Source organism: Halorubrum sp. SP9, from assembly GCF_005435015.1.
Classification (GTDB): Archaea; Halobacteriota; Halobacteria; order Halobacteriales; family Haloferacaceae; genus Halorubrum; species Halorubrum sodomense.
This window is the reverse complement of the sequence record NZ_SGXU01000015.1, coordinates 1-23,876: the sequence shown is the minus strand read 5'-3', so window position 1 is coordinate 23,876 and position 23,876 is coordinate 1. Positions and strand designations below refer to the sequence as shown.

The 23,876-nt window shown below is 53.1% G+C and carries 23 protein-coding genes and 2 pseudogenes; 14 read left to right on the top strand and 11 right to left on the bottom strand.

Translation table 11 applies throughout. From position 1 onward, the window contains the following. Nucleotides 1–56: 56 nt before the first annotated feature. Complete coding sequence (locus EXE45_RS10345; RefSeq protein WP_137694276.1) at nucleotides 57–716, bottom strand: queuosine precursor transporter; 660 nt, start codon at nucleotides 714–716, stop codon at nucleotides 57–59. Between the two features lie 189 nt (nucleotides 717–905). On the opposite strand from EXE45_RS10345, the gene EXE45_RS10340 reads away from it, so the two are divergent. The 3 genes from EXE45_RS10340 to queC all read left to right on the top strand — a co-directional run bounded on the left by EXE45_RS10340 (nucleotide 906) and on the right by queC (nucleotide 2,944). Continuing rightward, a complete protein-coding gene (locus EXE45_RS10340; protein WP_137694275.1) occupies nucleotides 906–1,367 on the top strand; it encodes a 6-pyruvoyl tetrahydropterin synthase family protein in 462 nt (153 codons plus the stop codon). Further along, nucleotides 1,367–2,143, top strand: coding sequence for a 7-carboxy-7-deazaguanine synthase QueE (locus EXE45_RS10335; protein WP_137694274.1), 777 nt, complete (start codon nucleotides 1,367–1,369; stop codon nucleotides 2,141–2,143). Before EXE45_RS10340 ends, EXE45_RS10335 begins: the two co-directional genes overlap by 1 nt. 111 nt (nucleotides 2,144–2,254) lie before the next feature. Next, a complete protein-coding gene (gene queC, locus EXE45_RS10330) occupies nucleotides 2,255–2,944 on the top strand; it encodes a 7-cyano-7-deazaguanine synthase QueC (RefSeq protein ID WP_137694273.1) in 690 nt (229 codons plus the stop codon). Between the two features lie 47 nt (nucleotides 2,945–2,991). Here the strand turns inward: queC and EXE45_RS10325 are convergent, their stop codons facing one another. Beyond that, nucleotides 2,992–3,321: a hypothetical protein gene (locus EXE45_RS10325; protein WP_137694272.1), complete on the bottom strand. Its 330-nt coding sequence runs from the start codon at nucleotides 3,319–3,321 to the stop codon at nucleotides 2,992–2,994. A gap of 239 nt (nucleotides 3,322–3,560) precedes the next feature. On the opposite strand from EXE45_RS10325, the gene EXE45_RS10320 reads away from it, so the two are divergent. Further along, nucleotides 3,561–3,743, top strand: a complete 183-nt coding sequence (locus EXE45_RS10320) for a ribbon-helix-helix domain-containing protein (protein ID WP_137694271.1) — start codon at nucleotides 3,561–3,563, stop codon at nucleotides 3,741–3,743. Nucleotides 3,744–3,755: 12 nt separating this feature from the next. On the opposite strand, the gene EXE45_RS10315 is transcribed toward EXE45_RS10320, so the two are convergent. Further along, nucleotides 3,756–4,004 carry a winged-helix domain-containing protein gene (locus EXE45_RS10315; RefSeq protein ID WP_137694270.1) on the bottom strand — a complete coding sequence of 83 codons (249 nt, stop codon included), beginning with the start codon at nucleotides 4,002–4,004 and terminating at the stop codon, nucleotides 3,756–3,758. Nucleotides 4,005–4,089: 85 nt separating this feature from the next. On the opposite strand from EXE45_RS10315, the gene EXE45_RS10310 reads away from it, so the two are divergent. The 4 genes and pseudogenes from EXE45_RS10310 (at nucleotide 4,090) to EXE45_RS10300 (ending at nucleotide 6,910) form a co-directional block, all read left to right on the top strand. Next, nucleotides 4,090–5,208 (top strand): PD-(D/E)XK nuclease family protein, encoded by a 1,119-nt coding sequence (locus EXE45_RS10310; RefSeq protein WP_241989461.1) that lies wholly within the window; start codon nucleotides 4,090–4,092, stop codon nucleotides 5,206–5,208. After that, nucleotides 5,208–5,345 (top strand): annotated as a pseudogene (locus EXE45_RS22015) (hypothetical protein); the annotation flags it as partial. The gene EXE45_RS10310 and the pseudogene EXE45_RS22015, both read left to right, overlap by 1 nt. A 135-nt stretch (nucleotides 5,346–5,480) precedes the next feature. Further along, on the top strand, nucleotides 5,481–5,978 hold the full coding sequence (locus EXE45_RS20735; protein ID WP_206750468.1) for a hypothetical protein: 498 nt from the start codon (nucleotides 5,481–5,483) through the stop codon (nucleotides 5,976–5,978). Next, a complete protein-coding gene (locus EXE45_RS10300; protein WP_199233615.1) occupies nucleotides 5,975–6,910 on the top strand; it encodes a recombinase family protein in 936 nt (311 codons plus the stop codon). The genes EXE45_RS20735 and EXE45_RS10300 overlap by 4 nt, the downstream gene beginning before the upstream one ends. A gap of 28 nt (nucleotides 6,911–6,938) precedes the next feature. Here the strand turns inward: EXE45_RS10300 and EXE45_RS10295 are convergent, their stop codons facing one another. The 3 genes from EXE45_RS10295 to EXE45_RS10285 form a co-directional block, all read right to left on the bottom strand. Continuing rightward, entirely contained in the window at nucleotides 6,939–8,210 is a 1,272-nt protein-coding gene (locus EXE45_RS10295) for a recombinase family protein (protein ID WP_137694268.1), read from the bottom strand. 89 nt (nucleotides 8,211–8,299) lie between these two features. Continuing rightward, nucleotides 8,300–9,403 (bottom strand): site-specific integrase, encoded by a 1,104-nt coding sequence (locus EXE45_RS10290; protein ID WP_137694267.1) that lies wholly within the window; start codon nucleotides 9,401–9,403, stop codon nucleotides 8,300–8,302. 694 nt (nucleotides 9,404–10,097) lie between these two features. After that, nucleotides 10,098–12,131 carry a hypothetical protein gene (locus EXE45_RS10285; RefSeq protein WP_137694266.1) on the bottom strand — a complete coding sequence of 678 codons (2,034 nt, stop codon included), beginning with the start codon at nucleotides 12,129–12,131 and terminating at the stop codon, nucleotides 10,098–10,100. A gap of 390 nt (nucleotides 12,132–12,521) precedes the next feature. Here EXE45_RS10285 and EXE45_RS10280 point away from each other — a divergent pair, with 390 nt between their 5' ends. From EXE45_RS10280 to EXE45_RS10270, 3 genes are all read left to right on the top strand, one after another. After that, entirely contained in the window at nucleotides 12,522–13,589 is a 1,068-nt protein-coding gene (locus tag EXE45_RS10280) for a hypothetical protein (protein ID WP_137694265.1), read from the top strand. Nucleotides 13,590–13,653: 64 nt separating this feature from the next. Further along, nucleotides 13,654–14,358 carry a hypothetical protein gene (locus EXE45_RS10275; protein WP_137694264.1) on the top strand — a complete coding sequence of 235 codons (705 nt, stop codon included), beginning with the start codon at nucleotides 13,654–13,656 and terminating at the stop codon, nucleotides 14,356–14,358. After that, nucleotides 14,358–14,987, top strand: a complete 630-nt coding sequence (locus EXE45_RS10270; RefSeq protein ID WP_137694263.1) for a hypothetical protein — start codon at nucleotides 14,358–14,360, stop codon at nucleotides 14,985–14,987. Before EXE45_RS10275 ends, EXE45_RS10270 begins: the two co-directional genes overlap by 1 nt. Before the next feature lie 66 nt (nucleotides 14,988–15,053). On the opposite strand, the gene EXE45_RS10265 is transcribed toward EXE45_RS10270, so the two are convergent. Further along, nucleotides 15,054–16,064: a site-specific integrase gene (locus EXE45_RS10265; protein WP_137694262.1), complete on the bottom strand. Its 1,011-nt coding sequence runs from the start codon at nucleotides 16,062–16,064 to the stop codon at nucleotides 15,054–15,056. A 435-nt stretch (nucleotides 16,065–16,499) separates the two neighbouring features. Between EXE45_RS10265 and EXE45_RS10260 the strand changes: the two genes are divergently transcribed. Both EXE45_RS10260 and EXE45_RS10255 read left to right on the top strand, forming a co-directional pair. Beyond that, on the top strand, nucleotides 16,500–17,522 hold the full coding sequence (locus EXE45_RS10260; protein WP_092919568.1) for a hypothetical protein: 1,023 nt from the start codon (nucleotides 16,500–16,502) through the stop codon (nucleotides 17,520–17,522). A gap of 71 nt (nucleotides 17,523–17,593) precedes the next feature. Next, a complete protein-coding gene (locus EXE45_RS10255; protein WP_137694261.1) occupies nucleotides 17,594–18,631 on the top strand; it encodes a restriction endonuclease in 1,038 nt (345 codons plus the stop codon). A 15-nt stretch (nucleotides 18,632–18,646) separates the two neighbouring features. On the opposite strand, the gene EXE45_RS10250 is transcribed toward EXE45_RS10255, so the two are convergent. Together EXE45_RS10250 and EXE45_RS10245 are read right to left on the bottom strand one after the other, a co-directional pair. Continuing rightward, nucleotides 18,647–19,516: a DNA adenine methylase gene (locus tag EXE45_RS10250; RefSeq protein ID WP_092919572.1), complete on the bottom strand. Its 870-nt coding sequence runs from the start codon at nucleotides 19,514–19,516 to the stop codon at nucleotides 18,647–18,649. A gap of 97 nt (nucleotides 19,517–19,613) precedes the next feature. Then, nucleotides 19,614–20,882 (bottom strand): Cdc6/Cdc18 family protein, encoded by a 1,269-nt coding sequence (locus tag EXE45_RS10245; protein WP_092919576.1) that lies wholly within the window; start codon nucleotides 20,880–20,882, stop codon nucleotides 19,614–19,616. Between the two features lie 366 nt (nucleotides 20,883–21,248). Between EXE45_RS10245 and EXE45_RS10240 the strand changes: the two genes are divergently transcribed. Next, entirely contained in the window at nucleotides 21,249–22,202 is a 954-nt protein-coding gene (locus EXE45_RS10240; protein ID WP_137694260.1) for a DUF4268 domain-containing protein, read from the top strand. Nucleotides 22,203–22,421: 219 nt separating this feature from the next. On the opposite strand, the gene EXE45_RS10235 is transcribed toward EXE45_RS10240, so the two are convergent. Both EXE45_RS10235 and EXE45_RS21290 read right to left on the bottom strand, forming a co-directional pair. Next, on the bottom strand, nucleotides 22,422–23,345 hold the full coding sequence (locus EXE45_RS10235) for a hypothetical protein (RefSeq protein ID WP_137694259.1): 924 nt from the start codon (nucleotides 23,343–23,345) through the stop codon (nucleotides 22,422–22,424). 431 nt (nucleotides 23,346–23,776) lie between these two features. Continuing rightward, nucleotides 23,777–23,876 (bottom strand): annotated as a pseudogene (locus EXE45_RS21290) (IS5/IS1182 family transposase); the annotation flags it as partial.

The window sequence follows — 23,876 nt, the reverse complement described above, 5'->3', positions numbered from 1 at the left end:
TCTCATATTAAATTATATTGAGTAACGAATATCCGCCAAAATTCACACCTGTGTAGCTAAGCCGGACGTTCCACGAATTCTGTGACAGCGTAGAACGGGAGCGTATCAATCAGCGCCACAAGCAGTTTCACGATGTACTGTCCGGCGACGATCGATACGAGCGCCCAGCCCCACGTTGGGTCTCCGCCGAGGCCGAGTGCGGGGAAGATGGCGAAGCCGAGGGTGATGAACACGACCGTGTCCACACCCTGACTAATTGCGGTGGATCCGCAGTTTCGGAGCCAGCGATGACGACCGGCGGTGCGGGTTTTCAGGTTGGCGAAGAGTCTGACGTCGAGGTGTTGGGCGAAAGCAAGCGCGACGACGGAGGCGAGGATGATTGATGCGGAGCCGCCAAGTGTCGACACGAACGCTTCCTGCCCGCCGTAGAACGGGGCAGACGGCATCCAGATGGCGAGGAAGACGAGTGCGTACGCGATGACGAGTGTGACGACGGTTCCGTTGACCACTGTCGCAGCGTAGTCCTTCCCGTGGTACTCGACGAGCAGGTCTGAAGCGAGGTATGCGACGCCGAACGCAACGAATCCAGCAGGGACAGCGACACCACCAAGTCCGGGCAGTTCGATCCAGGTGAGTTTTGCTGCGAGAACGTTTGCGAGGACGATTGAGCCGGCGAACACGGCAGTGAAGATCGCGCGAGTATCTTCAGTCTCCATCAGCTGTCACCACCGTCTGTAACTGTACCACTGCGTGTGAGGCGTGGTTGCGGCTCGGGCTGGGTGGCCAGACGTAGACGACGAGAGGTCTGGTGGCGGTGTGATGTCCGTGGGTGTGAGTGGTGCTGCTGTTCCATCGGTGGAGTAACGAAACTCAATATTTATATATTCCCCGAATATTCTTCCAGTATGGCTCGAAGTTTATCAAGAGACGAATCCGGACCAGATGCGCTTCAAGAAGCAGGGCAGCGAACGCTGCTGATTGGAGATGATAAGCCGATTCGGATTAGCTCGGGCCATCGAATCCTCCATCATGAGGGGAAGTGTTCGCGGCCACACGGGCACAATTACGAGATTACTGTGGAAGTGACCGGGGAGCTCACTGAGGAGGGGTGGGTCGTCGACAAAGGCGACGTCACGGCTGTGATCGACGCGTGGGACCACCGGTTCCTTGTCGAGGCGGGCGACCCGCTCATCGACGCGTTCGAAGCTTCTGGCGACGGCGACGCGCTTGTCGTGTTGGAGCACCCGCCGACGGCGGAGGTGATGAGTGTCCTGCTTGAACAACGGATGCTCGATGCGTTCCCTGATACCGTGTCGGACGTGTCGGTGTCGGTGAGCGAGACCGGCGAGCTCTGTGCGTCGTACTGATGCCGGTCGCTAGCGATATTGAGGAACCCACTGAGGACGCTGACGCGGCTGGTGAGGGGCTCCCGATTAACGAGGTGTTCTACTCATTACAGGGTGAGGGCACGCTTGCTGGCGTGCCCTCGGTGTTTGTACGGACGTCTGGGTGTAACCTGCGGTGTTGGTTCTGTGATTCGTACCATACATCGTGGGAGCCGACCGGGGCGTGGCGGGACGTCGACTCGATCGTCGAGGAAGTACAGTCACACGAACAGGCTGACCACGTCGTGCTCACGGGCGGGGAGCCACTCATCCACGAGGAATCTGTCGAACTCTTAGAGCGACTGGCCGCAGATGGGTATCATACCACGGTGGAGACGAATGGGACGATCTACCGGGATGCCCCCATCGATCTGGCGAGTATTAGCCCGAAACTGGAGAGCAGCACGCCGACGCCGGATCGTGACCCGAAAGGGGAGGGCGAGTGGGAACAGAAACACGAGGAGAACCGGATCGATATGGACGCGTTGTCTCGCATGGTGGATGCGTACGAGACGCAACTCAAGTTCGTCGTGACGGATGAGTCGGATCTCCCGGAGATCACGGACCTGGTTGACCGGGTGCGGGCGGCGACGGCGACGACCGTGGCGGATGATGACGTCTTGTTGATGCCGGAAGGCATGACGCGGGAGCAACTCGATGGGACGAGAAGCGAGGTCGCCGAACTTGCGATGGAGTACGGGTACCGGTACACACCGCGCCTCCACGTTGACCTGTGGAACGACGCCCCAGGAACATGAGTACGACAGCCAACGCCCGGGTCGGAGCAGAGTGGAACCACGAGAGCGACGCGGATGTCGCCCCTGGTGGCGTGGATAGAATAGCAATCGATTCGACGAGACTGACAATTCATGAGTAACGAGAGCGCGGTGATTCTGGTGTCCGGCGGGATGGATAGTGCGACGGCTGTCTACGAAGCGATGGAGCAGGGGTACGAGCCGTACTTCCTACACACGTCGTACGGGCAGCGCACCGAAGACAAGGAGCACGAGTGCGCAAAAGCGCTTGCTGAGGAGGTTGATGCGGCTGACTTCTTACATATCGAAACGGGGCATCTCTCACAAATCGGAGCGTCGAGCCTGACGGACGAGGAGATGGACGTGGCTGACGCAGATCTGGAGAGTGACGAGATTCCGACATCGTACGTCCCCTTCCGAAACGCGAATCTGTTGTCGATGGCGACGTCGTACGCGGAGGCGACTGACTCGTCGGCGCTGTTCATCGGCGCGCACTCGGAGGATTTCTCCGGGTATCCTGATTGTCGCCCGGCGTTTTTCGATGCGTTTCAGAACGTGATTGATGTCGGGACAAAGCCGGCGACGGAGATTGAATTGAAAGCGCCGTTCGTTGAGTGGTCAAAAACGGAGATCGCGGAACGCGGACTAGAGCTCGATGTGCCGTACGACATGACGTGGTCGTGTTACCGCGACGAGGAGCCGGCGTGCGGGACGTGTGACGCGTGTGCGTTCAGGCTTGAAGCGTTTCGGAACGCCGGATCACGCGATCCGATCGCGTACGCTGAGCGACCAGAATTTTCGTAACATTTCTTTTTATACGACCTGAGAGATAGTCCCTCGGCCTATTGGAACTAAGACTCGTCGTTAATGTCACCCGCAAACTCATCGTCGCCACTGAGCCGTCCCGAAACCCCGTTCATGGCGTAGATGAGTGTCGCTGCGATGTCGAAGGCTTCCATTCGTGAGAGCCGAGATAATGGCCGTGTCACGAATTCCTCACCGTCCGCATTCACGCCTGTGATCGGAGTGACACTATAATCTCCATCGCCCATTGTGCCGTCAAGACGGACAAGAATTGATTCATCATCATCAAACCTCCACTCAATATAGTATTCGTCGTGAATCTCTTCACTCCATCCCGACGGATAATAATCTAAATGCTCAGTTTCACTTTCAGGCATTATACATCCAATTACCGAGTCTGAAGGTGATAAAAATGCGTGTTCAGCTCTTTATTTGAATTGCTTCTGAATCAAGATTACACTAAGCGGCCGAAAATACGGATTCATCGCTAGCTCTCAGGGTGTATCAGTTTATACTTGTTTCGCTCCTCAAAATCGGGGTTGCTTGGTACCCACATCAATTCTTGTCTGTTGTGATATGCGATACCATGAAGATATTCCCAAATGAATATTTGTGTATGCCAAAGGTCAGCGTCGAAATTCCGCAAGAGCTGCTTGATGACCTCGACGAACACGTCGGTGATGAGAGAAAATTTGTCAATCGAAGCGACGCAGTGCGGGCATCAATCCGTAAGACACTCGATATGCTTGATGAGATCGATAGACGCCACGGACGGGTTGAGACAGATGAGAATCGATAGCAGTTGAACGTATCATTCGTTCTTGTCAGTTACAGTGTAGCCAGGGTACCACCAGACTGTGCTCCTCGCTCCCGTTTTCTTTGACTGAAGAAATCCCTGTTCTTCCAATGAACGGAGCCGGTTGTATACCGCTCTACGGCCGATAGGAAGTGATTCCGCAACCTCATCTGACATCAACACAGGGTCCTCTGCTTTCTCAAATACCGCCAGTATCTCCTCATCAGATACTGTCGGCTTGCGACCGGGGCTATCGCTACCCATTCAACCCGAAGCGCGTGACGTGAGGGGCTAAATCTATTTATTCCACTAACGGAAGCGTTATGTTGGTTCCCACGTAGGAAGTATAGTGGAATCCCAACCTCATCGGCGAAACGGAACTCTTCAGTCATCCACATCAGTGGAGACCGGACCAGCCACGGCACTAGCTGGGATCGACTCGAGAAGCTTCCGTGTATGGCGACAGACGACTGAAGAGCGAAAGAACATCGAGGAGGGCCGGGCGTACTACAACGATCCGAGCCCCGTACCACCTCCCGAGAAGCACACGCCCAGCAGCTTGCTGCAGTGCCACAGAAAGCTGGTCTACCGGAAAGAGAACGCACCAGCAGAGAGCGAGATGGCTCACGGCATCTTGTGGGTCGGTTCTCGCTTTGAGGAAGATATTGTCCTCCCGTACCTACGCGATACTGTCGCCGACGACGGCCTGTTTGTCACGAATTCATTATACGTCGATTTCGAGATTGAGAGCGACGCCGGCGATCTCGTGGTGAAGGGGTCGACCGACCCGGTCGTCGTCGACGCCGACGGCACGCCCGTACTACCGACGGAGGTGAAGACGAAGAACTCCCTCGAGTATCTCGACGAGCCGAACGAGCACCACAAGGCGCAACTGTACGCCTACATGGTTGGCCTCTCGGAGAAGTACGACGTCAACGTGAAGCGTGGGTGCTTGATCTATGGGGCCAGAGATTCGTTCGATCTCGAGGTTTTCAATGTCGAGTTCGATGAGCAGTTCTGGCAGTCGACGGTTGTCGAGTGGGCGTCAGAGCATACGGAGTACCGGCTCGCTGACGAGCTTCCGCCGGCGGTCTCACGGTTCGGCTGGGAGTGTGACTTCTGCGCCTTCCGAGAACGATGCGGGAAGGGTGAACGCCGGCATCAGGACAGCTCGCCGGAAGGACTCCTCCCCGGATTCGAGGAGTATCCGCGGAAGCCCCTTCTTGAGTACCTCGACGCGTACGATGCAAAGCTCACACCGAGCCTCGCGAAACGTTATCCGGACCTTTGTCAAGAATACGGAGTCTACGACTGGTCCTGTGACCAATGCGGGACACGCGCCGAGTGGGAGTTTGCACATCTGTCTAGGGACGGGGACAGATTGTGCCCTACCTGCGCAGATAGTGGTCAACTAGTCACTCTGTCAGATCCCAGTCTATCCCAGCAAGTTCGGGATGAGATCCGGTAATGAGCTCTATGGAACAATCTACGATCAGCTGCCCAGCGTGTGAATCAGCTAGTGTCGAGGTCGATAAGCACGGTTTCGATGGTCTCTGCCAGAATTGTGGCTTTGTCATTCGTGATCGGCAGAATCCCGCGACCCCGGAGTGGAAGGCACCGAAACAAATAGTCAATGAGTCCAACGACCCGAACTGGCTATCTTTCTGTCGTGTCCGAGATTCTACGGAAGAACAACTTGCACGTGCCTTCGAAAGCTTGGAGAAGCTATCCGCGGACTTCATGGTCTCGCAACCGGTCCGCGAAGAGACCGTTGAGATTTACTGTAAGGCATTTTGTTCCGGAACGACTGATGGGCGGGACACGGACTGTTTCGTCGCTGTATGTCTATCTCTTGCCGCACAGAAGGTCCACGAACCGATACCGAGGTCTCGACTTATCGATGCTGTATCTGTTACCAAGACAGCGTTCAATTCGAGTCAGAAGGCAATACGGGATTCAGTCGATGTTGAAGTATTTCCTTCGGGTGGTGATGAGTACATCCCGTTTCTCTCGTCCGAACTGAATCTCTCCGATAGTGAGTGTACCTCGGCAACAAATCTCCTTGAGAGCACATCTGGTTCTACTGAACTGATCGGTAAGAGTCCGATCGGTGTTGCCTCGGCTGCTGTGTATCTAACAAGCGCTCGGACACAACGACAGGTAGCTGAGGCTGGGGGCATTTCGGCTGAAACTGTTCGCCAACGTGTGAGCGATATTCGGAGACTGGAGCAGCTATGATGGATCAGATTTCGGATCGAGATCGTCTGTACGGAGACGATGAACAGGAAGATATCCGAGCAGCGGTGTATGCCCGTACTTCATCGGCAAAGCAGTCCTTTGGTCATTCTCTAAATGAGCAAGTTCGGCTATCCATCGAACGGTGTCAGATGCTCGACTGGGAGGTCGTTTTCGTATTCCGTGATGAAGCAGAGAGCGGAAAAGACCCGGACAGACCGATGTTTCAATCGATGCTCAGAGCCGCAGAGAAGCAAGCCTTCGACGTTGTCGTGTTTTGGAAACTCGACCGGTTCTCTCGAAGTCTCATGCACGCAGTACAGTTGGAATCCAAGCTGAGACAGTATGATGTCGGTCTTTACAGTATTACTGAGCAAATCGATACGACAACGGCGTCGGGACGATTCAATTTCCGAAACATCGCCAGCGCAGCTGAATTCGAACGAGACATGATCCAACAGCGTACCAAAATGGGGCTCCATGCGCTGGCGGTGGAATACAAGTGGCCGAACGACAATCCACCCCTCGGATACGTCGTGGCGGAGAGTGGACGTCTCCGAATCGTTTCGGAGGACGCTGACATCGTCCGAACGATATTTCTTCGGTATACGCGTGGGCAGTCGATGCCGGAGGTCGCTGATTGGCTGAATAAGTCTGGATTACAAACGCGATCAGGAGGTAACTGGACGCCTCGCGCTGTTGGCGATGTTCTTCGAACAGAACTGTACAGGGGTCGCTACGAGCTCGGCACCGTATCCGAGCAAGTCCCTGAGTATCGGATTATTGACGACGAACTCTTTGAGAAGGTAGAGAAGATTCGATTACGGTTCAGAAACGGCGGCGGTAAGATTGAGAAGATGCCGCGCTCGAGAAAAGAACGTACTGCCCAGAGAATGAAAAGGAGGTATTGCGACTACTTGGATAGCTATGGCTAGAGGGATGTACACGTCGGGAGGATGCCCTTTATTTTAGATATTTGACGAAGCTGCTGCCGTCTTGGAGAAGATCGTTACCCGCATTGAGAACTGTATACACGACCTCCATGCGATCGTATTCGTTTTCTCGCGGCCATTTTCGATACTCGTCGCACTCGGGGCAGTAGTACTCGTGTGTTTTGATGTCTCCCTTGAGATCACGCTGTCCATCTTTGACCATGCTACAACCGCAGTCACAGAGCAGTGTTGCAGGATCACTGCATTGGATTACGGTGAAGAGATCGAACTCTTCGATGAAGTCAATCACATCCTTCGTATCTTCGTCAGTGGAGTGTTTCCTGTTCTTTCTCTGGATGATATCTTGTACCTTGATGAAGTCCTCCTGATCAACGATCTCGAGATCTTTGTCTTCCACGATCCCATCCATCTCGGTATCACTCATCCAGCTCTCGGGGATCCGAGGTGCTCCGACGTAGACGTAGTTTTGAAGGAGGGTTTTAACGCGATGTCCATCAAGGACATTCCCGTACTCATTGTTGATTCGCCTCCTAGTTTCCTTGTAATTCTCGCAATCACGGAACTCTGCGAACATCTCACCGACGATCTGACTATTTTCGGGATCCTTCTTTAACCACCCGTCCTCTGTCGTAGTGTATCCGAAGGGCGCGGCGGGGTAGATAGAGCTCCACTGTTTCTTTTCAAGGAAGTTCCTGATCTTCGTGCTTTGGGCTTTTGAGGTTCGAATTTCGTTCGATACCTCCGATAGTAGCGACATGAGCGTAGTGTGCATCAGTCCCTCGATAGTCTCCAAGTCCTTCTCTCCAGAAGTCGTGATCAGTTTCACCTCACACTCACTCTGAAGGATATGGAGGAAGTACAGTGTCTCCGCGGCACTACGACCTATTCGGTCGATGTTCTGACTTAGCAGATACTCGACATCATCCTGTTGAGCCATCCGGAAAACCCTCTGGATCCCATCACGGTCGAAATTAGTTCCCGTTTCTCCGTCGTCTATGATCGGTTCTCCTGCCAGAACGATATCTAGTTCATCTGCTACCTCTCTAAGACGAGAGACCTGATTATCTAGACTATCTCCTTCTTTGGCCTGTTTGTTGCTACTAACTCGTGCGTAGATGATCCCTTTTCGATCCGAGGTAATCTCATGTTCGGAGAAGTCAGATATTCCCGCTTGATCGGCACTCATAGCCATCGTGAGCGCGGAGACGACGAGCGAGAACAGTATCTCACCTTTTAAGTTTTGGACCACCGCTGATATAGTAGGTCGGATGCGCTGCCCCAACGCCCACCGTATCCGACGTCTTATATGGCTCTTGTCCCAGATCCGACCCTGAGAGGATCCTAGGAGACCTTTCACCGCAGAACGTAGACTCACAGCAGATCACCTCCGCTGTCATCACGAAGTTCCTCTAGAACCTTGCGCCGTCGTTCCAGCTTTTCTTCTGGGGTGCGCTCGTCGTAGTGTTTGTCGAGTACTTCCTCACTGACGTCACATCGGTCGCTCAGGATCCCCTTCGGAACCCCATCGCGCCGCTTTTGAGTCAGATACGTGTGGCGGATCGTGTGCGGCGACCGTGACGATGGGCACTTCGGCGCTGTATCACGCTCCTGCGCTGCTTCGCACTCCTGCGGTTCGGAGCCGTGAGGACACCCTTCACCGACTACACATGGACGACTCCATTTGTAGATGTACGTCCGAATCGTCGGCTTCGAGATTCGGCCACTATGCGTCGTTAGAAGTGGTTCTCGGCCACTGTCGGTTTTGACTTCGCGCCTGTTGTGCTTGATGTAATCTTCGAGAACTTCGACTACCTCCTGATCGATGTTGGTCGGTCCTTCGCTCCGCCCTGCGTTTTTGAGACGTGTTTCTGGTGGATCGTGGCGGAACTCGATGTACGGGTCGTCGTCGTCCAGATTCAGGTCACACAGGTCCAGCGAATGGATCCCACCGAGACGTCGGCCGGTTGCTCCGAAAAGGAGCCAGACCACGTGCTCACGCGACGCGTATTCGTGTTTCCCTAGGTAATCGACGATTCGATTGAAACGCTCGGGATCCAACTCCGTATCCCTCACTCCGTCGCCGTCCTTCAGCTCCGGAATCGTCACTTTGCCCGGCAGGTCGGCGGGCACTGCGTCGATCGAGACGAGGTATTCGACGAAGTTGCGTAGAAGATACATTACGTCGCGCATCGTCTTCGTGGAGAGCGGACCTCCTTCGGCCGACTCATCGCGCCGCCAGTTACGATAGTCGTCGAGGTCACGCCCGGAGAGATCGTTTAGATCGTCAATCCCATTCCGTTCGCAGAACGCTTCGAAGAGTCTCAACTCCGCTTCATATTCTTCCTTTGTGTTCGGCGTAATCTCATCGCCTCGGTGCTTGAGGTAGCGGTCTACGCCTTCAGATGGCTCGAGCGACTCGAGCCCTCTGATCTCCTCGATGAAGTCTTCGAGATCGACGTCAACGTTGCTATTCATTGCGCGACACCTCCGAAGAGATTTCGTTGGAGAGCGATGCGACTAGCTGGATTGTGGGGAGCATTTGTGGAGAAGTACGTCGTCGCTGGACGAACTCCGCGACGCGAGGAGTTTGTTCGTGTTGCTACTCTACGTTCTGTGTTTAGATTTCCATCATGAACGTCTCACGAGGTGACTCAACTCGACCCTGAGACGGCACCCATTCAAGGAAATAAACTCCTCGTGGAGGCCTTCGATCCGTGGTCATGGGCTGTTTTTCAGCCCTTTGTCGGCGACCTGTGTAGGTCAGCGACTCAAGATCTGAAATCGTCACCACCCATTCAAGAACATAAATGCCGCGTCGACGCCCTTTGATCCAACACTGAATCGGATCATTCGTCCTACGCTGGCTGTTTTTCAGGGTAGTGACTCGAGTCAAGGATCGTCACCACCCATCCAACTCTATAAACTCCTCTAACGCTCCCTCTGATCTAGATATGTGCTACTCACCGATCATCCTGTGCCGATGTATCGCTGATCAGCTGCCGCAGCTACTCACCGATCATCCTGTTCCGGATGCTCTGCCGATCAACCGCTGTGGTCGTCCTTCGAAATTTGCGGCCGCCCGTTGAGGCCCTTGTAGTACATAGTTACTTGACGTAGGTCTACTCAGTATAGAGTTCGTTAGATCTGAAGAGTTACCACACTATGTTGACTAGCGATTCAGTCTGAGGAAATACGCTGACGATTCCTGCGCTAATAGGGTGTCTACCTCTTCTACGTACGGATTCTGGTGTAGGTATTCCTCCCCATTCCATTCGTACAGGTCTGCACCCCCTGCGCCGGCATTGCGTTCGGCGTCGATTACCTTCGCAAACTCTTCCGATTCTAGTGTATTTCGGATATGCTTCTCCGACACCTCACTGATACCATCTCTCGGTGTACCAGATTCAGATATTTGCGCAAGTCGTTCACGAAGTGTTCCGACTGTCTGCTGATTCAAGCTATTCTTATCGCGTTTCGCCCGGATCAGTTCTTCTAGAACCAACACGCGCTTGGGGTCACTCTTCCGTTTTTTGACGTCCAGATCGTTTATTGAAGTCAACCATCGGGGTGTCGCCTGCGTGTTAATGTATACACGAACATCACCCTCCTTATCAGGTGGTAGATCCCGCCCGAATCGAAGAATTGCTTGGAAGACTTGGTGATGAGTAAAATGCCGATAGACTTGCTCCCCGAAGCCCTCAAAACCATCCAGTGTGCCGTTAGTGCGGATCGCTTGGGTTGATTCTCCGCATAGACCTGCCCATCGCCTAATGATGTCGTCGTTCGGATAGGGGCTTCCGGAGACGACGCCCAGATTTTCGGCTTGAAACACGTTTGAGCTGAGTACTGTCGCATAGTGCTGGCCTGCATGAGTTTTCTCCTTACTAAGAGATATTTCGGCATCTATCCTATTGCGGGGTTTAACGCACCGTTTGAACCACGCCTGATTACGGTATCGTTCAAGTGCTTTCTTTCTCGTGATGATTGGGAACTTCTCATCCTCTATTAGGCGAACTGCGTAAAAGCGAGCATCGTCCTTCTGAGAGATGCTCCCACCAGAATAGTGATTCATCCCGTCTGCCAGCTGGATGAGTTGAAAACCGAGACCCTCCCTGAGATAGCGATCTAGTTCCTTCCGTTCGAGAACCTGTTTCAGTTCGAACTCCGTATTGAACACTGTCTCCCAGAGCTTCTTCGTCGGCAATGCATCCATCCCGATTACTTGAGATGCTGTATCCAGCGGCGGGGGGCTCAATACGAGCATTTGGTTCGTATTTCGATCGCGCAGACATCGTGTTCCCGTATCGACCCCGGTGTTTTCCCAGACCTCGTTATCATCTGCCAACTCTATTCCTGGACCAATCCTTTCCGCAATGAGGAGGCCCAGAGTCAGCAGTGGGGCAGAAGTATGAGACGCATCATATTGTCGAGTGCTGGGTGCCATGATTTCTTTCCCGGCACTCGCATTCGCATCGTATTGCTCAAACCACTCTATCGCTTCCTTCACCGATGGATCATCGGCTCCCCGCGCTTCGATGATGTCGGTGAGGTCGTCAAATGGAAAGTTCTCAACCGTTTCCAGAAATTCACTTATTACTTCACTTGGGGCGTCTCGCACCTGACTCGTAGTATCTTCTGACGGGTATCGCTGAACAAACGGATCGGGATTAAATTCGTCAAATATGACGACCCTGTCTTCTAGATAGCTTTCACGATACGCGTGTTGGTGGTTCCCGACTAGAAGGTCGACGTCATTAATGTCCATATCTTCGTAGCCTGTGTCGGTTCGAAGACGGTCGAGGCCAGCGATATATGGGCACTTTTGATCGGGAGTTTGGCAGGGTGTGTATACCCTATCCCACCCTTCAAAATGGATGTCTCTAGCCCGGATCCCCTTCTGATATAACTGATGTACCCGGTCTGTGTCCCCATCGTTTTCTCCCTGGAATGTCGGGCAGTCTCGATGTGGGCTGGGGATCGTTTCAACCGTTAGGCTAGCGTCTTCCCTCGCAATCGTCTTTGCCTGTTCATACAGGTCGACCCGTCCGGCAAGATATGTTACTTTGTGTTCCGTGTTAGCTGCGAGTTGGACTGCATTCCACGTCTTCCCGCTTGCAGGCGGCGACTCGATGAGGACCGGATCGTCGGAGTCAGCCGCCTTCCGTACAAGGGACTCTGTTTTGTCCCTCACTTTGTCCAGCATATGACATACGATCTAAATCAGTTCTTTTTCAATCTAAGACATTAGTTCTCAAAACTGATTACTGAGTCACTGCCCACCTTACCAGTGAGTGATCTTGTTAGGAATTTAGGTACGAACCGTTTCGGGTGGGTGTCCGAAAACGATTCTCCTCCGATTCCCTATTGAAGCCTATGCTCAGCCGGTTATTACGGATTGTTGGCCGTCACAACCGAGCGCAGAAAGCAACTTCTAAACATATTGCTACTGAAAGGTGATACATTCGTTGCTATTGACTCCTGAATACGAAAATATACGAAATTCAAACCATCCCGAACCCCTGAAAAGCATAGAATAATCAATGATTTCTATGGTCAGATATTTATAATAGAGAATGTAATTTAAACTAAAATAATGACGCAGTCGAGTGTCAATGGATTCGATTATCAAGGTTACTTGATTTTCAACGGTATATTCCGCGTTGATATGTCAAGCGCATCGGTCGAATGGTCAAAGATGTATGACGCAGAGAGGATTCTATTTGAAGAGCTGGGAGAATTTAGTCGAACATATAGAGGTTCAAATCGCGGGCTGGAACGCCTTACACTTCGAGATTACATCCGGGATGATGAGAGCATCAATAGCGAGACGCTACAATCTGTCGCCGATGACCTAATCGGATATCGAGTTCTCTACGAAGAGGAAGAAGAAATTGAAGCTTATCCACCTGAATCGGATGAACTCACCAAGGTAAAACATCCAATAGTAAATGATGCTGACTTGTACTGGATTCATCCTGAATATATGTTCTTTAGAGGCTCTGAAAGTGATTCGAGTGAAGCGATTGATTATGTCACACAAATATTACGCGAAAGTCCTAACCCAGAACAAACAGACGGAGGCTCATCAGGATCAACACCAAGAATCAACGAAATTTGTTTCGAGAAAGACTTCCTGTTGTGGATATTCAAGAAACAGTTCTATGGTAATAAACCATCAAATAAAATTGATCTTAAAATAAATTCATTGACCGACGCCGAGATCTCCGGAGATGATGATATCTGGGGTGGAAGTAGTTCAATTGAAGATACGCCACACCTGCGTGAGGCACCCCCAATTTTACAAGCAATTTTAAAAAACAAACAATTCGACGCTATTGAGGGAGTGTTTAATATCGATGATCATCTCATGGTTGCTGATGTTCAAACCAACAAAGTCCATATTAAAGTTGCTAAAGAGATTAATAGATCAAATAACATTCGGAGGGTAGCTATGTCAAACTTGCTTCTTAGCCGTTTAGCAGAATTAAAATCTCACTGGGATGGACTCACAAAAACTAAAAAGTATCCGGAATATAAGTTCTTTGACGACTTGTATACAGTATTAGATCATCAAGGCGCATCAATCGACAAGATCTCAGAGGAGCTGAGGAAACGAATGGCTGAATTAAGAGATGAACCACATTCTGCTTGGAATCTATGAGCTTGTATGATCTCAGATGTTCCGAAAGCCACTACAAGCTGCGAGTAATAGGATATAAGAGATAATGAGTAGCGTCCGGAGAGTTAACCCACGAACCAAGCGCTGGCGCGAAGCGCTTGCTGAACTCTCTGGGCCACGAATATACCATAATAAAGTAACAGACTCTGAGGAAAAACCGCTCTTCAGTAGATATCCGTACTCCGGTCAGTCAGTCATAAAATTCGATTTTGATTACAGATATGAGGCGAAGAGTGGAGACTCTCTTGAACATCCGATGAGTGTTCTTATGCGTCTTGACTCTGGCCTATTGATACTCCATCCAAATGGCCGATCGGACTTGTCAAATGAGGTTTTAAAACATCTGAGATCTGCCTTGGCGACGGATATATCCATTTTGCCAAATTTGAGTATCACTAACGTAGGTATATGGAATTTTGTAATGAGTAACCGCTGGTACTCAATTACGGTTGAGTACGATGGTGATAAGCACAATTTTGAGTCGGAGAATGACTGGAATGAATTTAGGGAAGAAAATGATGAAAATTTAGTGGGTAGAATACCAATTAGAAGGGCTGAAATACAAATAGAATACGAGGCACAAGAGGGAAAGTCTCGTAAAGTCTCTACAACATACTCTGACGGCCGACTAACAATACCTGAAGGCGGATCTACGAGTCCTCTACAGAAATTAAAAAACTATCCGGAATTTGATCAGGACGCTATCGCTGTACTACAGCGGTTTGAAACTGACGCTATATACTTTGGCTGATGTTTTTCTTGAAGAGACAATTTTACCGACTTCTTGAATCAGGGACCCCTGATCGGGTCCCAATTGTCATTGCCACTACCGCTGCGATTGTGAATTATATAAATTACGAATATACTGTTCCAGTGATATTGGTAAGCTGGAAGCTCGTCGCAATTATTGTATCTGTGTTCATAGCAATTATTTGGCTATTTGCTAGACGAAAACTGGTCCCAGAGATTGACCTTTCCAGATACTCACAAGACGGGGTGGAAAAATGCGTCAGCGAACACGGTGAGGATAATATCATATATGTTAGTGAGCCGTACTTAGATGAAGATGATACAGCAGAGATAGAACTGGAATTTTCTATGCCAGAATATCGGGAAGAGATTTGTCTTGGATTCGATATCGATACTGAAACATATATCATAAGTGTACAAGACCGAGACCCGTTGAACTTTGACACTGACCGGGTCATAACATATCCTGGGCGCCTCCCAAGTTTCAGCATGAAGCTCAAATTGACACATACTAGATTGGACAACATGGGACCTATCTCAGAAATGCCCCTGACGATTGAGAACAAACTTAGTGGACGTACGGTAGCAGAATTTCTGGTTAGATGTAACGGAAATGACAGCACAAACTGAATATACTCACATCTTTGACTACTTTAGTCTAAATATTAGATATTAGTACTATATTGATGAGAAAATTTAAATATTGTCCAGAAACCCTCGTCGTTGTTCCATCCTTTTGCGCTGGCTCCGGCGGTCGTAGTGTTCATCTAGAACACCTGGCGTCACGTTCGCACGATCGCTGACGACATCTTTCGGAACATCGTTATTCAGGTGGTGAGTGATCCCACCACGCCGGAGAGCGTGTGGACTCACGCTTGAGGGGCAGTCGAATGCGGCAGTATACACCATCGCGCCGCAATCATCCGGATCACGGTCGTGTGGACACTCTCCAGTGGAAATACAGGGCCTTGTGTACCTGTAACAATCACCTCGAAGCGTCGATCGATGCGCGCGTCCGTTCGATGTCGACACGAGCGGCCGCCTGCCGAACTCGTCGTCAACATCGGGCCGCCGATTCGCTATCCAGTCGTCGATAAGCCCGCACACCCCGTTCGATAACGCGATCAGTCGCTCTCCATCTACTCCGTTCTTGATCGTCGTTCCGGTCTCGGGCCGATGGACGACAGCGATGTACTGCCCGTCTGAATCGTAGTCGTCGACGTCGAGCGAGTGGACCGCTCCGGTCCGCATCATCGTGTGCCACATCAGGGCAAGCACGACGTGCTGTCGAGAAGCGTACTCGTACTTCGCGAGATAGCTGAGAACCTCTTCAGCACGATCGGACTCGAGCATCACGTCACGGACGTTCTGCCCGTCTCGTAACACGGGCGACCGCACCTTCGTGTGGAGGTCGTCGACGACGGCGTCGATGCTTTCGAGCCAATTGATAAAGACACGTAGCGTGTCCATCTGGGTCTTCTCCGTGGCGGGTGCGAGATCTCCCTCGCAACGCCGCCACAGACGGTACTCGTGGAGCGACCGGCCACTCAACTCGTTCAGATTATCTATCTCTTCTTCGTCACACCAGCGAACGAAGTGACTGAGACGAGAGCTGTGCGAGTACAGCGTTGCTTTGGCCACCTCAGCTTCGCGATCGGCGAGGTACAGTTCTACGGCTGTTTCCGGGTCGATTGGTTCGAGGTTCATCGCGTTTGCTAGCGCGAATCACGATTTGACCCCGATCTGAGCCGTCCGATTTCCAGCGTGTTAGGCCTGAAAGGACGATTCGTTACGAGCGTGAACGCGCGCCCGTCGCGCCCGTCACGTTTTCTGACGGGGCAAATTGACAGGACGGCGGCCGGGTGTATATAAGGCAAACCCCCAGTGACGGGTTTGAGTTCGTCACGCAGCGTGACGGGGGTCGTCGCCTTCGTGCGGTTCGTGAAATACACGTGACGGAGTCGGGGTAATGTCCTTGGGTGGTTGGTGGTTTCGTCGTGCGAGGCTAGTCTAGCTCGAGGTTTCACGATTAATCAGCCGCTCTCGTCGGGGGCCGGAATCACGACGCTCCTTCGCCCTCTCTTTCTTTGATTTGATATTTAATACTGAAAATATATCTGTCCGGTGTCTGATACTCAACTAATGTATCGGTTCACCCCGGACGAAATCGATCACGAGCGAGCCCACCACCAAGCGGTCATTCAGGGAGCCGACGACCTGGACGTGAAGCGGATCGGGAACCTCGGCGAGCTCGCGTTCGAGCAGTTCTGTCGCGAGTACCTCCCCGTCGAGATGTGGGAGTGGGAAAACGAGGAAGCAATCCGGCGGTGTAACTCCGAGAGCTTCTCTGGGCATGACTTCGAGGTTTTTGGCTACACGGTCGACGTGAAGTCATCGCGGGACGTCTCGGCCTTCCTTCCCGAGTCGCTCGTTGAACGAGATCCCGACGACGACATCGTGGTAATGGTCTGGCATCGGGACAACGAGGACAGTCTAATGCTACTCGGGTGGGAGCGACTCGAGACGCTGAAATCGAAGGTCGAAACGGAAAAGGCGTTCTCGGGCGAGTCCCCGGAAAAACTCGACCACCTCGCGGCCCGCCCGATGAACGAACTGATCGACCTCGGTCCTAACACCGCCCACATGAATCAGAAGCCGGAGAATCCGTTCTCACCAGGGGATCGGGTGGTGAAGGCTGGCGACTCGGAGGCGTCAGTGGGGATCGTCATCGAGGTACTGCCGCCGGAGCAGAACACCGGCGCGTTCGGACACGAAATGGACGGGGAAGCGGTGCGGGTCGCGTTCCCGAGTTCGCTCGACGAGGGACCAGGTGCGTGGCGGGACTACCACCCCGCGATCCTCGCGTCGTACTGTGACGACCAGGACGTCAAGCTCTGGACGTACAAACACGAGAACCTCGCATTCGCAGACAACCCGTATGTCCCAGGAGATCAGGTGGTCAAGACCAGCCACAGCGATCCGGACACGGCCGTCGTGGTGGAAGGCTCTGAGGAGCGTGGCGATGACAACGTGGCAGTCGCGTTCTTGGGTGATTTCGAGGAGAAGGACGTATCGCCGGGAGAGCTTTCGAAGCACTGTGAGGAGAGCGGGATCAAGTATTACACGTACGAGTATTCTGAACTGGATTTTACAACGCAAGACTGATCCAGCTGCTGTAACGTACTGGTTGCTCTGGCAGGAGGATTTTTGTTCAGCGGTGAAAACTTCGATCTTGAATGAAAGCATCGACGGCGAAAGAGGAACTGCTCGATAAAGGGTTACAGATCGACCACGAGCAGTTCGAGCAGCTCTGTAAAATGGTGATCGAGCGGGCAGAGCCAACTCGTGAACTCGAGCTAACACCGTTCCGTGGCGATGGTGGCATCGATATTCACGCGGTCATCGACCGAGAACTATTCCATGCCCGGCTCGGCGTACAAGCAAAACAGTATGCTACTGGAAACACCGTCGGCGCCCGCACCCTCCGTGGATTTAAAGGTGCACTCTCAGAGCAGCAGTATCATATCGGAACGGTGATCACAACGTCCTCGTTCACTGCTGGAGCCGAGACAAGCGCAGACCAAGATTTCATCCGACTGATCGACGGTGACCGGCTCACGGACATCATGATCGAGAGCAGTATCGGCGTCGTTACAGACGACGAATCATACGAACTCGATCCCACGTTCTGGAGTGCGTTCGAGAAACCGGAGCGCACCGATACTATTCCGTCACTAGAGGTGCCACAGGCAGACAATTTCAGCGTGATACGTACTGTTATCCAGGCGGTTGGATCGGGTTCGGATATTAAGCCCGAGATCGCAGAATACGTTCGAAGACAGAGGGATACAGACACGTTTAATCCGCGGCAAGCGGATTATTACGGTATCGCCGCGTGGCTCCTCCAGTTTCTCCACAAAGAACAGGAGGTCGAAATCGACAACCACACGATCCGTCGTTGGGGACTCACCCGACTCGGTGAGGAATACCTCACGTACCTCGATCGTGGCGATCGAGAATCCGCGGATAACCTCCTCACACAGCAGATCCATGACGTCGAGATCATCTCCCGTGTATACGCTCAACTAGAAGAAGACGGTACTCTCTCCCGACGTGATATTACGAATATCCTCGCTGCCGAAACGGATCTCTCGGATTCAACCACTCGTCGACGCGCCCGAACCGTTGGCGAGTGGCTCGTTTGCCTCCCTGAAATCACGACGAGTGGCCGGGGATCTGAGCAACAATACGTGCTGGACTCAACGCCACGTTGAGTGATTTCCGACGGCTCACTCTGTAAAGTCGGAGAGAGTCTTTCGTCGTTGCGCCTCTGCTGGAACGTTTGTAATGAGAACTTCTGAGACCTCCCCGCGACTACTGGCATCGCTATTTATAACACGAGTAGCATCCACGTATCTGATCGAGAACACGTCGTAGTCTTCGTATAACTCCGTGATTGGCGGCGAGTTAGAGAGGATCACGGAAACGTCCATTTCCGTGAGTTCGATCACGACATCGCGAAGTCGGCGTTGATCCTCTCGGTCGAATCCCTCTGCTTGGTACGAATTGAAATCCGCAGTTTTCGACACCGGTTCGTACGGCGGATCGAAATACACAAGATCGCCCCTAGAAGCCTCATCAACGACGTAGCTGAAATCCGTATTGAACACGGCCGTGTCTTGGAGGACACGCGATGCCTTTCGGATCCGCTGTTCTTGTACCCAATCTGGATCTGAATACCGCCCGAAAGAGACGTTAAATTCGCCGTCACTGTTCTCCCGATACAATCCGTTGAAACACGTCCGATTTAGATATAATAGTAAGCTTGCCTCTCGGACCCGCTCGTCTTGTGTCAGAGCCGACTGTGTGAGGAACTCATTGAACTCCGACCGAGCGTCGTAGTAGTATTCTTCAGTATGCTCGTGTGTCTTGTTCTCGGAAATGAGGGCGTCCGGTTGGTCTCGGACGATCTCATAAAACGTTGTTAACCGCGTATTTAGATCGTTTATCGTCCCGTCGTCAGGATCCTGCTGAAAAAAGACTGCGCCGCCCCCTACGAACGGTTCGTGATACGCCTCATATGAGATCGGAAACAGTGCCGTAATCTCTGAGAGAAGCTGGCGCTTCCCACCCGCCCATTTTAAAATCGGCTCCACCATTCAGTACAAATCTCCTCGGTATTAGCAAAAAACTGTCTCGTTAGAGTAACAGTCTGTCTAGTCACTAGATCTGTCTTGTTGAGGTGGTGTCTGAGGACTAGTTACCCGCAACACCACCCTGCTCTCGAAGAACCGTTGCGACATCCCCTAGACGCTCCGATTCCTTCGGGAGGTTCTCGAGCGCCGTATTAAGATCGACCGCCAGCGAATACTGATTCTCGTCGCCACGACCCCGTCCCTGCCGTTTGTTGAGCACGTTCGTATCAGCGAGATCGTTGAGCCGGTCACGGAACCGCCGGTTCGAGAGGACGTTCACATCGGCGTACTCACAGAAGGTCTTGTACTGAGTGTAGATCGGCGTCGTCGTCACAGGTGTGTCGCCCTGTATTCCGTGATACGTGACTGCCATGAGCGCGAGCATTCGCTGGTTCGGGAGCGTCTGAATCCCCGACTCAATGGCTTTCGTCTCCAGGAAGTCCCGTGCCTCGCGCACGTGCTCTTCTGTGACGGTCGTCTCGCCCCTATCGTCGGCAAACCGAGTCGCACGGAACAGCAGCCGGATCGCCTCCCGAGCGTCTCCCGTATCCTGTGCGCCTAGCGCCGCGGCAAGCGGGATCGTGTCGTCGCTCAGGATCTCGCTTCGGAGATGCTGGTAGTCCTCGACGTCGTCCTCGAAATACGTGTCCCGGAGGGCACCGACGGCACGCCGTGCGAGGATGTTGCGGAGCTGATCAGCGTCGTAGGGCTCGAAGCGAACCTCGTCTTCGCCGAGACTCGACCGGACGTCGGCGTCGAGGTTCTCGCGGAACTGGAGGTCGTTCGTAATCCCGATGAGCGAGAGACGGACGCCGTCCGGATTCGACCGCGGGAGTTCGTAGAGGATGTAGTCGTCGTCGCCGATGGCATCGATCTCGTCGAGGACAACGATGACCGTCCCGCCGACCTTCTCTAGGTTCTCGATCACCATATTGAGCAGAGTCTTCCGCTGGTGACCGCTTGGCAGCTCCTCACCGGGCCCGAATCGCTTCTCACGGAGTCGCTTGACGAGATGTGTGAGGACGTGGTAGGAGCCATCCATGCCCTTACAACGGATGTGAACGACGGTGAGGTCCATCTCGGAGTCGTCAGCGTACTCCTGGAGCTGGTCGGTCTTGAGGCGGATTCCGACGGTCTTCCCCTGCCCGGACTGCCCGTACACGATCAGGTTGAGCGGCGTTGAGCCCATCGTCGCTGGACGGAGGGCGGAGTGTATCTGATCGAGTTCCACCTCGCGCTCCGGCAGCGACTCGGGCTGATACGTCTGCTCGTTGGGGTTGAGGACGTCCATGTCCTCGAAGATCGTGTCCTCGTCGCCGAACGCCTTCATACGCTCCCGTTTTTAGGTGTCATACATAAAACCCCCGTGTCCTACATGTCTTCCTGTCTGAGATACGGGTATGCGTCCTGAAAGCCACCACCAGTTCTCTTCCGGTTCTACTGTGCTCTGGGTGGCAGCGGGGGATGGAGGGGGGTGCGTCCGGCAAACTGCTGAGACGCTCAACTGCTGCTCCAGTGTCCCCATAACCAGCCACGATCCCAGAACCGCGCTGTACCCGATACGACATTCGGATTCATCGGCTCAGGACTGCGTAATCCTGGGAGGGGGGTGCGTCCGGCAACGGACCGCAGCGAATGACGCTTTGAGAATAGTCGGCCCACAACGTTTTATCAAAACTCCCGAAGACGCATGTCTGTGGGGCAAAACGTCTCGCGAATCCACGAGCACGACCTCCGCTCGGTGTGGGAGAACGAAGAGCGGGACTTCACGCAATGGTTGACAGAGAACATCGACCTGCTCGCGTCGGAGTTGGGGATAGAGATCGAGGACGCACGAGCGGAGGAAGCCGTCGGCGACTTCTCGGCCGACATCGTCGCACGAGAGATGAACACGGGCGAGACCGTCGTCATCGAGAATCAATACAACCGGACGGACCACGACCACTTGGGGAAGCTTCTGACGTACTCGTCGGGAAAGAACGCCGGGTTCACGATGTGGCTCGCCGAGGAGTTCCGGCCGGAGCACCGGAGCGTCCTCGAATGGTTGAACGAAACCGGACCGAAAGGTGCGAAGTTCTTCGCGATCAGACCCCGTGTCGTGAGTATCGAGGGATCCGAGGAGCGTGGGTTCGAGTTCGAAGTCGTCGTCGAGCCCAACGAATGGGAACGCGAGGTGAGTACCGAGTCGCTTTCCGACTCCGAGCACAGCTATCGTCAGTTCTTCGCCGAGATAGTTGAGGCGTACTCGCAGCGACGTCCGGCCTGGTACAAACTCAAACCCGGGCCTCGGAACTATCTGACGTTCAGTGCCGGTATCTCAGGTGTCCGATTCGGCTGGGTGTTCCATCAGGGGCCGGAGTTCTCCGTCGAGCTCTACATCTCCACGTCGGATAAGGAACGCAACGAGGAGATATTCGAGGCGCTGAAACGCGACCGAACGGATATTGAGAGCAATTTAGGCGTCGAGTTGGAGTGGGAACGTCTACCTGAGAAACAAGCATCCCGGATCAAGCAGCCTGAAGATATTGATAGGACCATCACCGATCTCACCGCAGACCAGCGAAATCACTTGGTCGAATGGGGGGTGGATGCGATGGACGCATTCCAGGAGGAGTTCGAACCGCGTCTTTCCGCTCTCGGCTCCAACTGATCGCTGCTTCTACCGGTGTAACGAACTCGTTGCGTAGGTGGCTTCCACCCTTCCCGTCTTGTTGGACGCACCCCCCTCCCCCAGGTTCTATTTTAGATCACCGGCTCCGTTGAGATCTTCTGATGCTGAGAGGAACTGTCTGCTGAATACAGAGGTTAAGTCCAGCAACCTACGTAAATTGGATAGATTTGCGGAGCCTCCAGACACATAGCTACGATTTCAAAATATCTCGATACCGAGAAAGGCGGTGGCTTTCGAGAATGAACTCATGAAAGGACCGGCAAGCGCGACCAGCGACCGGATCACTTGCTCCCAGAGGATTGTAATTGGACTTGAAGGTGGTAACGACTGAATCAGGGCTTCGGCTTCCTGTGCTGGAATCCCCGACTCTGAGCCGGCATCCGCCTCACCGAGATACGCCAACATCGTGTCCATCTTCTTTTCTTGTAATGTTGCTTCGAAGCCGGCACTCTGGCCAGCAATCCAGCGAGCGAGCTTTACCAGCGGCAGGAGAAAGCCTGTCCCGAGCGCAAGTACGGCCAGCACCGACGCGACAAGTCGAACCGTGAGTTCGTCCCGGGCGTAGAGAACTAACCAGATACCGATTCCCGCTGTAGTCCCCCACAGGAAGAGTGCTTCCTGGAAGGATCGGAAGAACCACTCATGGTTGAGCTCCATCAAAGTCCGGAGCCCATCCTTCGTCGATTCGAGCTCGATGCCCTCTAGCAAGTGGCGAAACTCCCGCGTGTAATAGGCCGACCTGATAATGCCCGCAGTGACCAGCGTGATTGCTGGCGCCCAGAATATGACGCCGATGACGATCTGTAGGACGACACCTTCCTGTGGGGCGATTCGCAGCAGATACGGCGGGTCGATGTCAAGGGCGTCAGTGAGGATGCGGGCGAGGAATGGGTAGATAGCCATAATGACAGCCATGAGAAGGCCGAACCCGAGGGTTCCCTTCGGGAATCGCTGCTCAGGTGGGTCACTCTGCCACGGACTATTGGTGAGTTTCTCGAACTGGGTGGGAAAATGCTGATACTTCTTTTCCGTTCGGATGGTGGCTATTACTGCCATCAGTAAGAAGAAGGCCGACAGGAGAACAAATCCGATAGCGCCAGAATCAGCAAGGAGATTTGTCATTTTTGCTGATCACCTCGATGCCCTCATCGACTGTAAAACTACGTGGTGATACGTACAGTCACTGCTGAACTCAGCATTGCTTGGTTGATTTCGGTCTTCATAACTAATCCGAGCCCCGTACAAGATCCCCGCCCTGGAGTCAGCACGGCTCCGAGAACATATCACCAGATGAGGAGTCCAATAGAGCCTGATGTACTTATTTTACTGACCGCGTAAGGCCATCAAGCCGATCCCAAACGCTCCGGGAATCATAACAAGAATCACCACTCCAGCGACACACTTGGTATAGGGAAGAATATCCAGAACACCAAACCCTCCAGTTACAATATTCCAGATTACAGCGGGACAACGGCCAACGAGAGGTCCTGCGGCCTCGTTACGCGCAGAGCTTACTCTTAACTGCTCTGTTGAATCCGAAGACGGCGTGGAGATCACTGTTTGAGAGCCTGTTCGAGGTTGTAGACTGTGGCGGTCAACACGAGTTCGCGGAACTCGCGGTACCACGCGCGAGGGTGGACAGCGGGGCCGAAC

Bases quoted from the DNA above. Each gene is read 5' to 3' on its own strand.
- EXE45_RS10255 (WP_137694261.1), top strand. From the start codon at position 17,594: ATGAAAGCATCGACGGCGAAAGAGGAACTGCTCGATAAAGGGTTACAG.
- EXE45_RS10315 (WP_137694270.1), bottom strand. From the start codon at position 4,004: ATGGGTAGCGATAGCCCCGGTCGCAAGCCGACAGTATCTGATGAGGAG.
- queC (WP_137694273.1), top strand. From the start codon at position 2,255: ATGAGTAACGAGAGCGCGGTGATTCTGGTGTCCGGCGGGATGGATAGT.
- EXE45_RS10280 (WP_137694265.1), top strand. From the start codon at position 12,522: ATGACGCAGTCGAGTGTCAATGGATTCGATTATCAAGGTTACTTGATT.
- EXE45_RS10245 (WP_092919576.1), bottom strand. From the start codon at position 20,882: ATGAAGGCGTTCGGCGACGAGGACACGATCTTCGAGGACATGGACGTC.
- EXE45_RS10235 (WP_137694259.1), bottom strand. From the start codon at position 23,345: ATGACAAATCTCCTTGCTGATTCTGGCGCTATCGGATTTGTTCTCCTG.
- EXE45_RS10285 (WP_137694266.1), bottom strand. From the start codon at position 12,131: ATGCTGGACAAAGTGAGGGACAAAACAGAGTCCCTTGTACGGAAGGCG.
- EXE45_RS10290 (WP_137694267.1), bottom strand. From the start codon at position 9,403: ATGAATAGCAACGTTGACGTCGATCTCGAAGACTTCATCGAGGAGATC.
- EXE45_RS10335 (WP_137694274.1), top strand. From the start codon at position 1,367: ATGCCGGTCGCTAGCGATATTGAGGAACCCACTGAGGACGCTGACGCG.
- EXE45_RS10320 (WP_137694271.1), top strand. From the start codon at position 3,561: ATGCCAAAGGTCAGCGTCGAAATTCCGCAAGAGCTGCTTGATGACCTC.
- EXE45_RS10260 (WP_092919568.1), top strand. From the start codon at position 16,500: ATGTATCGGTTCACCCCGGACGAAATCGATCACGAGCGAGCCCACCAC.
- EXE45_RS10270 (WP_137694263.1), top strand. From the start codon at position 14,358: ATGTTTTTCTTGAAGAGACAATTTTACCGACTTCTTGAATCAGGGACC.
- EXE45_RS10340 (WP_137694275.1), top strand. From the start codon at position 906: ATGGCTCGAAGTTTATCAAGAGACGAATCCGGACCAGATGCGCTTCAA.
- EXE45_RS10345 (WP_137694276.1), bottom strand. From the start codon at position 716: ATGGAGACTGAAGATACTCGCGCGATCTTCACTGCCGTGTTCGCCGGC.
- EXE45_RS10265 (WP_137694262.1), bottom strand. From the start codon at position 16,064: ATGAACCTCGAACCAATCGACCCGGAAACAGCCGTAGAACTGTACCTC.
- EXE45_RS10275 (WP_137694264.1), top strand. From the start codon at position 13,654: ATGAGTAGCGTCCGGAGAGTTAACCCACGAACCAAGCGCTGGCGCGAA.
- EXE45_RS10300 (WP_199233615.1), top strand. From the start codon at position 5,975: ATGATGGATCAGATTTCGGATCGAGATCGTCTGTACGGAGACGATGAA.
- EXE45_RS10250 (WP_092919572.1), bottom strand. From the start codon at position 19,516: ATGGTGGAGCCGATTTTAAAATGGGCGGGTGGGAAGCGCCAGCTTCTC.
- EXE45_RS10325 (WP_137694272.1), bottom strand. From the start codon at position 3,321: ATGCCTGAAAGTGAAACTGAGCATTTAGATTATTATCCGTCGGGATGG.
- EXE45_RS20735 (WP_206750468.1), top strand. From the start codon at position 5,481: ATGGTCTCGCAACCGGTCCGCGAAGAGACCGTTGAGATTTACTGTAAG.